General features: G+C 61.9%; 9 protein-coding genes. 1 reads left to right on the forward strand and 8 read right to left on the reverse strand.

The features are described from left to right. On the forward strand, positions 1-269 hold a 269-nt coding region (locus PZH32_RS00005), incomplete at its 5' end, for a hypothetical protein (RefSeq protein WP_275205579.1). Positions 270-597: 328 nt separating this feature from the next. Here PZH32_RS00005 and tyrS read toward each other — a convergent pair. From tyrS to PZH32_RS00045, 8 genes are all read right to left on the reverse strand, one after another. Further along, positions 598-1,809: a tyrosine--tRNA ligase gene (gene tyrS / locus PZH32_RS00010; protein ID WP_275205580.1), complete on the reverse strand. Its 1,212-nt coding sequence runs from the start codon at positions 1,807-1,809 to the stop codon at positions 598-600. Between the two features lie 69 nt (positions 1,810-1,878). After that, complete coding sequence (locus tag PZH32_RS00015; RefSeq protein WP_275205581.1) at positions 1,879-4,449, reverse strand: U32 family peptidase; 2,571 nt, start codon at positions 4,447-4,449, stop codon at positions 1,879-1,881. A 98-nt stretch (positions 4,450-4,547) separates the two neighbouring features. Continuing rightward, positions 4,548-5,093: a hypothetical protein gene (locus PZH32_RS00020; RefSeq protein ID WP_275205582.1), complete on the reverse strand. Its 546-nt coding sequence runs from the start codon at positions 5,091-5,093 to the stop codon at positions 4,548-4,550. A 155-nt stretch (positions 5,094-5,248) separates the two neighbouring features. Next, positions 5,249-7,465, reverse strand: a complete 2,217-nt coding sequence (locus PZH32_RS00025) for a transglycosylase domain-containing protein (RefSeq protein WP_275205583.1) — start codon at positions 7,463-7,465, stop codon at positions 5,249-5,251. 203 nt (positions 7,466-7,668) lie between these two features. Next, on the reverse strand, positions 7,669-9,873 hold the full coding sequence (locus PZH32_RS00030) for a C69 family dipeptidase (RefSeq protein ID WP_275205584.1): 2,205 nt from the start codon (positions 9,871-9,873) through the stop codon (positions 7,669-7,671). A 262-nt stretch (positions 9,874-10,135) separates the two neighbouring features. Then, positions 10,136-10,816 carry a hydrogenase nickel incorporation protein HypB gene (hypB, locus tag PZH32_RS00035; RefSeq protein ID WP_275205585.1) on the reverse strand — a complete coding sequence of 227 codons (681 nt, stop codon included), beginning with the start codon at positions 10,814-10,816 and terminating at the stop codon, positions 10,136-10,138. 244 nt (positions 10,817-11,060) lie between these two features. After that, positions 11,061-12,449, reverse strand: a complete 1,389-nt coding sequence (gene argH, locus PZH32_RS00040) for an argininosuccinate lyase (RefSeq protein WP_275205586.1) — start codon at positions 12,447-12,449, stop codon at positions 11,061-11,063. 2 nt (positions 12,450-12,451) lie between these two features. Further along, on the reverse strand, positions 12,452-13,843 hold the full coding sequence (locus tag PZH32_RS00045; protein WP_275205587.1) for an argininosuccinate synthase: 1,392 nt from the start codon (positions 13,841-13,843) through the stop codon (positions 12,452-12,454). Positions 13,844-14,433: the final 590 nt, after the last annotated feature.

Here is a 14,433-nt window from a genome sequence, read left to right on the forward strand (position 1 = left end):
GGGCCGATGCCCCTGACAGGGATAAGAAAAAGCTTAGTTTCTCATTTAGATGTCCGTCTGACATCCTCGAGATGATTCATCTCTCGAATTCCATCCTCAGTATCCGGTTGTCAAGGTTCGCGCGGGTTCCTTCCCGCCCGCGCCGTCGTTTGCGGCGCGAGGAAGTACTTTACGCTAGTTCCGAAGGCTTGTCAACAACTTTTTTCAGAAATTTGAAAATTTTTGTTGAGGCCTTGAGAGCCGGGAAAGTTTCGCTCTCAAGTTCCTAGACGACTTTCGTCGTTTCATCCAGGGGCTTGAGTGCCGCGCCCTTCCGAAGCGCAAGAAGATATATTAGTCATGGCCCCGGGGTTATGCAAGAACTATTTTGTCCTTCACAAAATGTCGACAATTGGGTTACAGACCTCCTAAAACAAAGCTTTGCTCTTACTATATATATAGATAGTGCGTCAACAGCAGAACGCCTGATGGCATGCTCCTTGAAGCTCCTCTTTTGTCTTCTTGCCAGGAACGCTCTTTGACTATGCAGCGCTTGAAATACAGGAGACCGCAGCGAATATGCCGCGGCCTCCTCGTACGATACGCTGAATACGCTGTCTAGACCAGCTTGACGAACTTGCGCTTGCCCACCTGGATGACGGCGCCCTCCAGCAGCGACGGTTCGACGTTGTAGGCCTTTGGGGCCAGGGCCTCGCCGTTCACCTTCACGCCACCGCCATCAATGAGGCGACGGGCCTCCCCCACGCTGGGAGCCAGGCCGGCAAGGTTGATAAGCTTCGCCACATAGACGAGCCCCTCGTCGTTGGGGGTGAGGTCGGCAGCGAACTCGGGGATGTCGTCGGGGATGGCGTGGGCCTTGAACACCAAGTCGAAGGCCTCTTCGGCCGCCTGGGCAGCCTCGGCGCCGTGGTAGGCCCCAACGATGTTGCGGGCCAGGGCGCGCTTCACCTTGTTGGGATGCAGCTCGTCGGCAGCCAGTCCCGCCTCGATCTTGTCGATCTCGTCCACGCTTTCCGTGGAAGCCAAGCGGTAGTACTTCACCATGAGTTCATCGGGAATGGACATGACCTTGCCGAACATATCGGCCGGCTCGTCAGTGAGGCCGATGTAGTTGCCGTAGCTCTTCGACATCTTCTTCACGCCGTCGGTGCCCTCGAGCAGAGGCAGCGTCAGGCACACCTGGGGCTCCATGCCCATCTTCTCCATGAGCTCGCGGCCGGCCAGCAAGTTGAACAGCTGGTCGGTGCCTCCCAGCTCCACGTCGGCCTTGATGACCACGGAGTCGTAAGCCTGCATAACTGGGTAGAGGAACTCGTGCAGGCTGATGGACTGGCCCGAGGTGTAGCGGTTGTGGAAGTCGTCGCGCTCCAAGATGCGGGCCACGGTGAAGTTGGCCAGCAGCTTGAGGAGGCTTTCCATATTGAGGTCGAGGATCCACTCGGAGTTGTAGCGCAAAACCGTCTTCTCGGGATCGAGGATCTTGAAGGCCTGGTCCACGTAGGTTTGGGCGTTCTCCTGGATTTGCTCGCGCGAGAGCTGCGGACGGGTGGAGTTGCGGCCCGAGGGATCGCCGATAAGAGCCGTGCCGTCGCCGATGATGAGGGTGACCTGATGACCCAGATCCTGGAACTGGCGCAGTTTGCGCAGCGGCACGGCGTGGCCGATGTGGATATCGGGCGCCGTAGGATCGACGCCGAGCTTGATGTTAAGCGGCACGCCGCGCTTCAGCTTCTCCAAAAGGGCCGCCTCGGGCACAATTTGCGCCGTGCCCGACTTGATGATGTGCAATTGTTCTTCCGGTGAAAGCATGATGCGCTCGCTCCCGTCCTCGTTACCTATATAAGTGTTGGAAATTCTAGCATACCGCCTGGGCGCCACTTAGCTTACGCCGCGGTAGAGGTGCCCTGAGGTGGTATTGGGCATTTTGGCAATGGAGTTGCCGTCGTTTTGAGCCACATGGAGCGCTCGAATGGCGCGGCCGACCGCGTGGGCCGTCTCCTCGGCGTTCATGAGCGTGGCGTCCACCATGAAGGCCGAGATGCCGGCGGCCATCAGATCGGGCAGCGCCGGAGCCACGTCAAGCTCCACAGAGTTGTACAGATGGCTGCGTCCCAGCGCGTCGGTGACAACGGGGAACTCGAAGCCCTTGCGATCCTTCAGATAGTGGGGGCTCTTACGACGCGGACATACCGAGCAGTCCTCATTGCAGGGGCCTTGGCTCATAAGCATACAGTGCTCGGTGACCATCAGCTCCTGGGCGCCAATGAGCAGCACGCCCAGCTCCAACGGGGCATCCTTGGCCACCTCTTCAATTTGGCGCAGGGTAAGCTCGGGAGACAGCCAGACACGCTGAGCGCCAAAGCGGGCGGTGCAATCAAGAGCCAGCTTGTTGGTGACAGGCAGATGCGGCCCCACATCGGCCAGGGCTCCCAGCTCATCGGCGTGCTGAAGCGCCGCCAGGCTCTCGGCCATCAGCGGCTTGCCCGCTGCCGCGTACTTCCACACGTCGCCGCCCATGACCGCCTCGCGCGCCGCTCCCACGGGATCGTGATCGACGGCAGGCATGATGGGAATGCAGCCCTTCGGATAGCCGGCCTGCTCGGCGCCGCTGTTCAGCTGACCGGCAATAACCGCCTCGCCGCGGCGATAGTTGAGCGCCGGCACGTAAATGAGATGAGCCCCGGCGCGCTTAGCAGCGCGGGCGCAGGCGGGGTTGGTCACCGTCACGGCCACGCGGCAGCCGGCCGGATGGGCCGTCGGCAAGGGTTCGCGCTCGGTCACGCGAGGCAGACGGCGGTTGCTCTCGGCACCCGCCAAGGCCTCGGCCAGGGCATCAAGGGCCGCGGCACGCACGCCGTGCAAACGCGAGAAGCCGATGCCGACGCCTTCGTCGAGCACAATGTCGAGGTCAAGCAGGCGGAAAGCGCTGGTGCCAAGACGATCCACATGGGCGTGCACGTCGGCAGCGGTAACCGCCTTGGTACGCGCCGGTTCCACGACATCGCCCTCGGCCGTGCCGCAGGGAACCCCTTCGGGGAAGCGGGCCGTCAGGCGGCGGGCAATAGCCAGGGCGCAGGCAGCCTCGTCAGCCGAGAGGACTGCGGGGTTGGCTTGCAACCAGAGCGCAACCTCGTCCACGGTGCAGGGAGTGAAGGAGATGCACAAGGGCTCGCCGATGCGCAGGGTGGCCACCCCGCGGACGGGAATGCGCGGATCGAGCGGGTTGTCTTCGAAGGCTGCCTCGGCACTGCGCACGCGAAACACGCGATCGCCCGCACGTACCGTGCGCGTCTTGCCATCCAGGGGCACCGCAACGCGACCCTTCCCGTCTACGGACACAGCGCCCAACGTGACGCAGCCGTTGCCCTTGCGGGTCCAAAACTCGAGCACATCCCCCTCGGCCAAAGGCTGGGAGGAGCGCAGCAGCGCCTTGCCGTTTTTCACCTCGTCCACGCGACCGAGGAACAGTCCCCGGTTGTTCGGTCGCTGGTAGCTCATGATGTCGTTGCCGCGCTGGCCTTCCAGGTAGGCCGTGGTGAAGCCGCGGGAGAACGCCTCGGTCAGGCGCGTATGAGCATCGGCGCCCGAAGCAACCGTGGGAACGGGGGCCGAAGAGGCGTCGCGCTTAGCCAGGGCCTCGTCCAGGGCTTGACGGTACACCGCCGTGACTGCGGCCACATACTCGGGAGATTTCATACGGCCCTCGATCTTCAGCGAGGACACGCCCGTGGCCACCAGCTCGTCAAGAAGGTCGACCGTGCACAAGTCCTGAGGTGAGAGCAGATGGTCGCCCGGGGAAGGCAGATCCTTCTGTACTGCCGCGTTACGCAGCTGATAGGGCAGCCGGCACGCCTGGGCACACATGCCGCGATTGGCCGAACGGCCGCCAATCAGAGAGGACATGAAGCACTGGCCCGAGTAGCACACGCACAAAGCACCATGGGCGAATACTTCTACCTGAATGCCCTCCTCAGCGGCAGCGGCGGCCAGAAGCTCCACCTCGGGCAGCGACAGTTCGCGCGCCAGGGTAATGCGCTTGGCGCCCAGGTGAGCCGCAGCGCGCACCCCCGCCAAGTTGTGCGTGTTCATCTGGGTGGACAGGTGCAGCGATGCCTCGGGCAGCGTGCGCGACAGCTCGCTGGCAAGACCGATGTCCTGCACGATGAACCCGTCGGCTCCAGCGCGGTAAGCTTGGCGCACGCACTCCAGGGCCTCGTCCATCTCGCCCGGCAGGATGACCGTGTTCATGGTCACATAGACCGACACCCCCCGCTGGTGGGCGTAGGTGCAGGCCTCCCCCAGGCTTTCGATGGTGAAGTTATCGGCGCTGCGCCGCGCGTTGAACGACTCCAGCCCAAGATAGACGGCATCGGCACCCGCTTGCACCGCCGCATGGAGGGCAGCCATGCTGCCCGCGGGGGCCAACAGCTCAACGGTTCGGTTCGACATAAGTGCTCCTCTTTTCAAGGCCGCTCGGGCCGTATTCGCAAAACAGGGCCCGAGCCGTAAGGGGCTCGGGCCCTGAGTTCCCACGAGAACAAGTGGCGCTACTGCTGGGCAGCGTCGTCCTGGGACTCATCGCCATCGCCGCCGTTCAGCTTGATGGCCTCGTCATCGGCATCCTTCAGCTTTTGGATGCCCTCGTTGTACTTATCCTGGATGGCCTTGATGCGCTCATCGTAGGTGCCGTAGTCGAAGGGGTGCGCCTCAGTGGCACTGTCAACTTCGGTGTACAGATCCACGTAGGCATTCAGCGCCTCTTTGAGTGCCGTGCAGCCATCGACGTAGTCTTTCTGCAGATCCTTCATAGCCTCGGGGGTGTCGATGGCATCCAGGGTATCAATGACCTCGTAGGCGTTGTCGGCCTGGGTGCGCATGGTGACGGCGTCACCGCGGGCCACAGCATCATCGAAGCTTTGCAGGCGACTGTTCAAGTCCTCCATGGCCTGATTCACTTTGGTCATATAGGTTCGATTGGCCTGCTGCTCCTGGCTGGCGCCCGTGGGCTGGGCCATGCAACCCGACAGGATGCCGAGGGTAAGGGCCACGCCGCAGACTAGAGCGATGAGGCGGGACGTTGTTTTGCAGTTCACGGATGTTCTCCCATCCTGGCCCCTCGCGAAGACGGGCCGACGTTCGTTTTCTGAGCCACAGTGACTCATGTTTCTTTTCGTTCGGGTCTATGATACCAGCCTCATCCAGGGCCTTCGCCCCTCTGTCACGGTATCGCTACAATCAGGCACAAAGGCTAGGCGCCTTCCTCACCGCCACCGGCATCACCGCCGCCGTCTCCCCCGTCGCCGCCGGGCTCCGGAGCATCGCCGCCGCCGTCTCCCCCGTCGCCGCCGGGCTCCGGAGCATCGCCGCCATCGCCGCCGCCCTCGTCGGGTTCGGTGGCACCGTCGCCGCCGTCGCCTTCGCCCTCGTCACCGTTGTCACCCTCGTCGCCCTCGTCATTGTTGCCTTCGGTGGGACGAGTGGGCGTCACCGTCGTGGTGTCGTTGCCCGAACCGCTGGAGTAGTAGCCTCCAATGTGGTTTTCCTCGTCGCGATAGTTCATTTGGTACTCGGGCTTCTCTGCCGTGAAGAAGTCCTCGGTCTCATCCGAGGGAATAACCTTGTCGATGAAATCGCTGAAGACGCTGGCCGCGGTAGTCCAGGTGGCCTGGGCCTTGGAGTAGTCGCTACGGTCGCCCAGCCAGATGGCTACGGAATACTGGGGGGTGATGCCGCAGAACCAGCTATCCTTCTTGTCGTCGGTGGTGCCCGTCTTGCCGCCGGCCTCCTGGCCATTGGTGGGGCGCGCCGCCTGGCCCGTGCCGTTGTCCACGACTACCTCGAGGCAATCGATGGCCGCGCGGGCAACTTCCTTCGAGAACACGCGCGTGCCCTGGGGATTCTCGTTGTCCACGATGACCTTGCCTGCCCGATCCTCAATGCGCTTGATGCACTCGGGCTCGTAGTGGATGCCGCCGTTGGCAATGGTGGCATAGGCGTCGGCCATTTCCAGCGGCGTTACCGAGGCAATGCCCAAGGTAAGGCCGGCCACCGAGGGCAGGTCGGCGGTGATGCCCATGGCGCGGGCCATTTCGATGACCTTGTCCACGCCGACGGACATGAGCAGGCGGATAAAGGCGGTATTGGACGATACGCCGAAGGCGCTCTTGATGGGGCGCGTGCCGTAGTCGGCCTTGTTGTTGTTGTACACCGGCTCGCCGCCCTCCAGGTCCACCTTGTAGCCGGCATCGATGAGCGTGTCGGGGTCGATACCCTCGTTCAAGGCGGCCAGCAGGGTGAAGGTCTTGAAGGCAGAACCGGCCTGACGACCCGAGCCGCCCTCGCCCGTAGCCATATTGACCTGGGTCTCGTCGTAGTCCTTGCCGCCCACCATGGCGTCGATGTAGCCGTTCTGCGGGTTGACCACGGCCATGGCCACCTCAAAGGGACTGCCCGCTTCCTCTTCCTTCTTCTCGGCCGCCTCCTCGGCCGCCTGCTGCACTTCCACGTCCAGCGTGGTGTAAATGGTCAGGCCGCCCTTGAACAGCTCGGACGTGGAATAGGCGTACTTGCCGTTGGGATCGGTCAGCTGGTTGCGCACATAGCTGGTGAAGTACGGGTAGGCCAGGATGCCCGTCTGGGAGGGCATCGACGGATCGAGCACGATGGGCTCGTTTTTAACCTCGTCGGCCTGCTCTTTGGAGATAACGCCATTGGAGACCATGCGATCGAGCACCGTATTACGGCGCTTCTCGCAGTTCTCAGGGTAGTCAATGGGATTGTTGTAGGTGGGAGACTGGGGAATACCCACCAGCGTGGCCGCCTCGTTGAGCGTCAGGTCCTTCGCCGACTTGGAGAAGTAGCGCTTCGACGCAGCCTCGATACCGTAGGCGCCGGAGCCGTAGTTGATGGTGTTGAGGTACATGAGCAGGATCTCGTCCTTGGAGTACTGCTCTTCCAGCTTGAGCGAGATGTACATCTCGCGAATCTTGCGCTTGAAGGAAATGTCGCGCATTTCGTCGGACAGGATGGTGTTGCGTACGAACTGCTGGGTGATGGTGGACGCACCCTCCAGCTCGCCGCCCATCAAGTTGTTGACCAGAGCGCGGCCCACGCCGATATAGTCGACGCCGGAGTGGGTGTAGAAGCGCTCGTCCTCGGTGGCCACGGTGCCCTTGATAACGTACTCGCTAATTTGATCGAGGGCCACCGGCTCGCGATTCTCCAGCTGGAACTCGGCCAGTTTGGTAACACCGTCAGCCGCATAGACCTCGGTGGGCTGCGCCGTGTTGTAGGCGTCGGCGTTCTGGTAATCGGGAAGATCGTCCAGCCAGGAATTGCAGAGGCTGTACACGCCGAACACCCCGGCCGCGATAAACGCAAAGCAGACCGCGATCAGCGAAAGAACAACGACCTTCTTATTCTTCTTTTTCGTGCCCTGACGGCTCTTCATAGCCCGTGAACCCACGTAGCACCTCCATCGTCATAGATGATCGCCATTTTATCATCGCTGACAGATGGTCACGGGCTCAGCACATCCTCTGGGGAAAAAGCACAGAGGAGGGGCCGACGCTCCTTCCCAACGTCGGCCCCTGTTGAAGCGATCAATGCCAGGATCGCACCGCTGCGGCCAGCCCAGCGCAGCAGTTATATGAACGTAGCGCAGGCGCGTTATTTCACGCGAACGCTTTTCGCGGCGGACCAGGCGGAGTAGTACTTCACCGTCTTGCCGTCCACCTTCACGTTCTTGTAGGTGCGCAGCTGAACGTAGTAGGTCTTGCCGCTCTTGAGCCCGGTCAGCTTCACCGAGGTGGTCTTCGCTCCCTTGGCGAACTTGGTCTTGGCCGAGGTCATGTTCTTATTGGTAGCGAACTTGACCTGATAGCCGTCGGCCTGGGCCTTCTGAGCTTTCCACGTTACCGTGGCAGCCTTCTTAGCAGCCGTCAGCTTGGCCACGCCGGTCTTCTTGGGCACAATCTTGAACGTCTTGGTGACGCTGCTCTTGTACATACCTTTGCCGGTAACGGTGATGGTGGCCTTGCCCACCTTCGTGTTGCTCTTGTAGGCCACCGTGTAGTCGGTGCCGGCCTTGAGCGTCTTGCCGTCAAGCTTCACCGTAACCGCAGGCTTGAGAGCCTTACCCGTGTAGGTATAGCTGGACTTGGCCGTCGTCACCTTTGCCTTGGCCAGCGAGACCGTGGAAGCCAACGTGTCGGTGGCGTACATGAACGGCTTGGACAGGCCCTTGGTGGACATGTTGAAGTCGCTGGCCACAAACGGCTTGTCCTGGCTGCCCTTGTAATAGGCGCGCATGTCCTGCAGCAGAGCGTAGCAGCGCTCCCAGGTTTTCTCGGCAGCCACGTAGGCGGCCTTGTTCGCCAGGGCCGTGCGCTGGGCCTTGGGGGTCTTCAGCATCTGGGCCTCGACCTTATCATGCTGGGCGATGAGCTCCTTCTGCAGAGCGTCCAGGTAGGCGCGGGTGCCCGGGGCCACGTTGGTGCGATCGGCGTTGGCCAGGGTGTTGATGTCCATCAGCACGTAAGGCAGATACTGATCCCACTCGCCGGCATGACGCGCCAGAGCCACGCTATCGTCGCCGTAGTAGTCGCCCTGGTGGTAGGTGTCCATATCCTGGCTGCCATAGCGCGGATTGACCTCGGTCACCAGCGCGCCGTAGCTGGGAATGGCCACCGAGAACTCATCGCGGTTGAGCGCCAGCCACTCCACCGTGGCAATCTCGGGATCGGTATTGCGCTTGATCTCGAACATGTGGCTTTCCAGAGAGTCCTGGCGTCCCACGCCGGTGACGGCCGGGTTGACGGCCTCGAGCCCCTTGACGTTGTCGACGCGGGCGCCCAGGGAGCGCACCATATCGAAGGTGGTGTAGTCGGTACGACCGGGCGTAAAGAACAGCGGCGCGTCCTCAACACCAGTGATGTAGTTCTGGTAAACCCTGCCGTTGCGATCGGTGTAATCTCCCACGGTGTACTGCAGACCCTCCAGAGAGTCGTAGTAGGCACGCGCCACCACATAGCGCGAGAACTGGCCGACGCCCTCGTCGAGGCGGGAATAGGTGCGGCCGATATCGGGGGTACCGTCGTCGAAGGTCTTGAGGAAGCCCTTTTCCGTGGGCAGGCTCACCAGGTTGGCGGAATGGAGCACGTTCTTATCGTCGAGATCCACCTTGTACCAAAGGCTTCCCATGTTGGGGTTGGCCGAAGCCTGGTCCTCGGGCAGCTGGAAGGCAATCCACTGATGGCCAGAGACCACCGAAAGCAGCCAGCTTTCCTTGCTGTCGCTGATAATCAGCTGATCGCAGCTGCACGCGCCGTACTCGTCAATGAGGCTGCCAATAAGCTCAATGCCGTCACGGGCCGTCTTGCTCTGGCCCAAAATGATAGAGGCGTAATTGAACTCGCCAATGCCGTCGGCCGGGTTCGGATCAGCCGCCTTCGTTTCCGGGCTGGAGTAGATGCTCAGCGTAGCCGAGCAAGAGACGCCGTTCTCATTGATGCCGGCGGCAGAATAGGCGTTCTCGGCGCCCTCCCAATCATTCACGCCGTGATCGCGCACATAGGTATAGCGGAACGTCTTGGTGGGCGAGGTCCACTGGAAGTTGGGACCCTCGGCGAAGTCGCCGTTCTCGTTGGATTGATAGACAAACCCTGCTGCGTGGGCCGGTTCGACACCGAAGATCTTCACGCCGCGAGGCGCCGTGTCCTCAGCGCGGCCGAAATACCAGGTGTTCTCCTCTTGCGTCAGCGAATCGGGCATCCACATCTGCGTGCAGGCCAGCGCCTCCAAGGGCACGCCTGCCACCAAAGTGGCCGCCAAAGCCAACGGCAGCGTCAGTTTACCTAGATGAGAGAGCTTCATAACTCCCCTTTCTCCATCTTTGACCGCGGCCTACCCTGGGGGCATGCGCGGCTCCTGTCAAAGATCGAGAACCTGGGCAGTCTCGGACGTGCGCACGGTTTTCTCCTCTAAACCGGGGCCGTCCAGTTTACTCGATGGGAAGAACCTAACAAATTGCCGAGACAACCACAAGGATTTGCGGAGAGAAAAGCTGCGGTTTAGGGGTGTAATTTGGGTTTAGCTAATGGCTCTGGCCAGGTCAGAAAGGAGTGCCATGCTCAAGCTACAAACCGAGCTTTTCGGCGCGCGTTTTCTGAAACCAAGCGGCCAATTCCGGCATGCCCTCGCCCGTGCGGGCACTGGTGATGAAGATCTCCAGAGAGGGGTTCAGGCGACGCGCCTCCTGCTTGAGGCGCTCCATGTCGAAGTCCTCGTTGAGCGGCAGGTAGTCGCACTTGGTCACAATGAGCGCATCCACGGCGGCGAACATGGGCGGGTACTTCATAACCTTGTCCCAGCCCTCGGGCACCGACAGCAGCATGACGCGCGTATGCGCCCCGGTGTCGAACTCGGCCGGGCACACCAGGTTGCCGATATTCTCCAGGAACAGGTAATCGAAGTGCATACCGCCGAAGGCTGCGAAGGCGCGCTCCACCATGCCCATTTCTACATGGCAGACGCCGCGGGTGTTCAGCTCCACCGAGGCCACGCCGGCCTCCTTGATCTTGAGCGCATCCACATCGGACTCGAGGTCGGCCTCGATGACGCCCAGATCCTCCACGCCCAAGGCGCGCAACTGTGCAATAAGAGCCAAAAGCAGCGTGGTCTTGCCGGCGCCCGGCGAGGCCATGACATCTACGAAGAAGGTGCCCTCCTGGCGACGACCGGCACGGAATTGATCGGCCGCAGCGTCGTTGGCGGCCAGGATGTTCTGCTTGACTTCGATGACTTTGCGCTGCTCCATGACGTACTCCTTCTCGGATCGTTAGCTGGGGCTATCTTATCCCATGAGGCGGCGGCAGGACTCCACATTCTGCGCCCCGGGAGTCAAGCGAAGCAGAAAGCCGAGGGGCGGTGGCAGCAGCAAGCGGGCGACGGCAAGCAAGGCGGACAACGGTCAAAGTAGAAGGGTGGTCGACAAAGCAGAAGGGCAACCGCCGAAGCAGCTGCCCTTCTGAATGTGCCGTGGGACTGGTCTTGAAGGCTCTCTAGAGCTTCGCTTGGTCAGCCGCTTGCCGCGCTTGGGCCTCGGCCATTTGCGCGCGCACGGCCTCGTGGCCCGTGCCGCCGTAGGTAGTGCGGGCCGCCACAATGGCCTCGAGGTTGAGCGCCCCGGCAATATCGGCCTCGAACAGAGGGCTTTCCGCCTGGAAATCGGCCAAGGTCAGATCCTCCAGATCGCAGCCGCGCTTCTCGCAGGTAAGCACCAGGTGGCCCACCACCTCGTGGGCCTGGCGGAAGGGCAGACCCTTCTTCGCCAAGTAATCGGCCACGTCGGTGGCCGCCAGGTAGCCCTTCTTCGCCTGGGCCATCATGGCCTCGGGGTTGACTTGCATCGTGGCGATCATGCCCGCCGCGCAGACGTAACAGTCCTCCAGCGTGTCGGCGGCATCCATAGCCCCCTGCTTGTCCTCTTGCAGATCCTTGTTGTAGGCCAGGGGCAGCCCCTTCAGCGTCATCATAAGAGCCATCAGGTCGCCCACCACCCGGCCGGACTTCCCGCGAATGAGCTCGGCGAAATCGGGGTTCTTCTTCTGGGGCATGATGGAGGAGCCGGTGGCGTAGGAATCCGACAGCGTCACGAACCCGAACTCGGAGCTGGACCAGAGCACCAGCTCCTCGCAGAGCCGCGACAAGTGCAGACAGGACACGCTGCAGGCATAGAGCAGATCGAGCAGGAAGTCGCGATCGGACACGGCATCAAGCGAATTGGGGATGGGGTGGTCGAAGCCCAAGGCCGCCGTGGTGGCGAAGCGATCGAGCGGATAGGTGGTACCGGCCAGAGCCGCCGCACCCAAGGGATTGGCATCGGCTGCCGCCTGGGCGGCCGCCAAGCGGTCGAAGTCGCGGGCGAGCATCCACACATAGGCCAGCATATGATGCGAGAACAGCACCGGCTGAGCATGCTGCAAGTGGGTATAGCCCGGCAAGATCACGTCGAAGTTCGCCTCGGCCTGGGCCAGCAGTGCCTCGCGCAGGGCCACATTGGCCGCCATGAGGTCGGCCGCCCGCTGTTTGGCGAACAGCCGCGTGTCCGTGGCCACCTGATCGTTGCGCGAACGTCCCGTGTGGAGCCGCGCCCCGGCGCTGCCGATGCGCTCGGTCAACGCGCTCTCGATGGCCATATGGATGTCCTCGTTGTTGATGTCGAAGACAAACGATCCGCTCTCGATATCCTTCTGAATCCCGTCAAGCCCTTCCGCGATAGCCGCCGCGTCCTCCTGAGGGATAACCCCCTGAGCCGCCAGCATAGCCGCATGAGCCTTCGAGCCCGCAATATCCTGAGCATAGAGCCGCTGGTCCACAGGCAGCGAAGCCCCGAACCGCTGGGTGAACGCATCCACCCCTTCCTCAAACCGACCAGACCACAAAGCCATAATTAAGCACCGACTTTCTCAGTGGCCTCGAGGATTTCCTCGGCTTCGCTTACTACTTCCTGGCAAGCGGCGTTAGTGGCGTCAACGTCGGCGAAGGAAGGCATGCGAGCGTCGTTGACCAGACGGTTTTCCGCCCACACCTTGCAGGACAGGCTATGGATGTCGATGAAGCCCTTGGCGGCCTGATGGTCGAAGGCGTCGTCGGCGTCGTAGGTGGCCAGACCGAAGTCGTAGAGCGAGAAGGCGCTCTTCCGTCCCACCACGGTGCAGCTGCCCTTGTACAGCTTCAGCTTCACGGTGCCCGTCACGCACTGCTGCGTGTTGGCCAGGAAGGCGTCGTAGGCCTCCTTGAGCGGCGAGAACCACAGGCCGTTGTACACCTGGTCGGCCCAGGCCTGCTCGATGGCCAGCTTTGCGTGGAGCACGCCGCGCTCGAGGCACAGGTCCTCCAGCGCCTTGTGAGCCTGGATGAGCGCCAAGCCGCCCGGCACCTCGTAGCACTCGCGGCTCTTCACGCCCACAAGCCGGTTCTCCACCATGTCGATGCGGCCGAAGCCGTTGGCGCCGGACAGCTCGTTCATGGCATAGATGATGGAGAGGAAGTCCATGGGCTTACCGTCAAGGGCGCAGGGAATACCCTGGTTGAACTCGATTTCCACGTAGGTGGGGGCGTCGGGGGCCTCGGTGGGGTCGACGGTCATGGTCCAGATGTCCGCCGGCGGCTCGCACCAGGGATCCTCCAGCACGCCGCACTCGATGGCGCGGCCCCACAGATTGTCGTCAATGGAATAGGGCGCCTCGGCCGTGGCTTTCACCGGCACATTGTGAGCCGCGGCCCAGGCAATCTCATCGGCCCGGCAGCCCAGATCCCAGTCGCGCACCGGCGAGAGGATGGTCAGGGTCGGGTCCAACATGAGGACAGAGGATTCAAAGCGCACCTGATCGTTGCCCTTGCCCGTGCAGCCATGGGCCACGAACTTGGCGCCATAGGCATGGGCCACCTTCACCAGGTGCTTGGCAATGAGCGGGCGGGACAGGGCGCTCACGAGGGGGTACTTGTTCTCGTACATGGCGTTAGCGGCCATGGCGCAGGAGAGGTACTCGTTGGCGAACGTGGCTCTCATGTCCACCACTTGGCAGCCGATGGCGCCCGTGGCCAGAGCCTTCGCCTTCACCGCCTCCAAGCCGTCGTGTTCCTGGCCCAGGTCGCCCACCACGGCGATGACATCGAGGTTGTACTCTTCCTGGAGCCACTTGATGCACACCGAGGTATCAAGACCGCCGGAGTACGCAAGGACGACGCGCTCCTTCTCGCCCGGCGCCGGAGCAGCGGACAGCTGCGGGGCGTCATGGAGGGAAGAAGCGGGGGTGTTGGCGGAGTTAGACGGGTTCATGAGTGTGCCTTTCTGATAAACGAGCTTGCGGTGCGATGCCCGTTCGGAAAGGCGGCGGAGGGTGCTGGATTGCGGTGCGGCTTGCTGCGGACCGAGGCGCACCAGGGTGCGGCGGTCGAGCGCTCAAGCGCAAATCAAGCGAGGGAAATTATTCCACGGCCATTCCAAGGTGGGCTTACCTTGAAGATGCCCCAGACGGGGCCGAGATAGTCTGCTTACGCGCTACGGCGTCGCAGACGGCTGATACGTCGGCGTCGGTCGACGTTTGCCGTGGAGGTGAGGAAAGCATTCATGCGCACGCAGCCAGCGGCGTTACCGCCGTGTACTTGAGCTGTGTAAGCCGCTGCCTGCATGGTGCGAAGTTCCTTTCCTAACGCCGGCCATCCGAGTTATGGGGCAGAGCCCTTGGCCGTGCGATTGGTCGGTATTATGCCGTAAAAGATGAGGGTGTCAATAACGAATCGCCGAGTTTTTTCGAAAATGGTCGAAAATTTTTGTGCAATGTGCTGTGCGCATGCACAAAAAATAAGGCATTCTACCTGGAATTACATGGCCTATGACTCATAGGATTTGCCCTTTGTTTGTGCAGA

The organism is Adlercreutzia equolifaciens (genome assembly GCF_029076695.1).
Classification (GTDB): domain Bacteria; phylum Actinomycetota; class Coriobacteriia; order Coriobacteriales; family Eggerthellaceae; genus Adlercreutzia; species Adlercreutzia equolifaciens_A.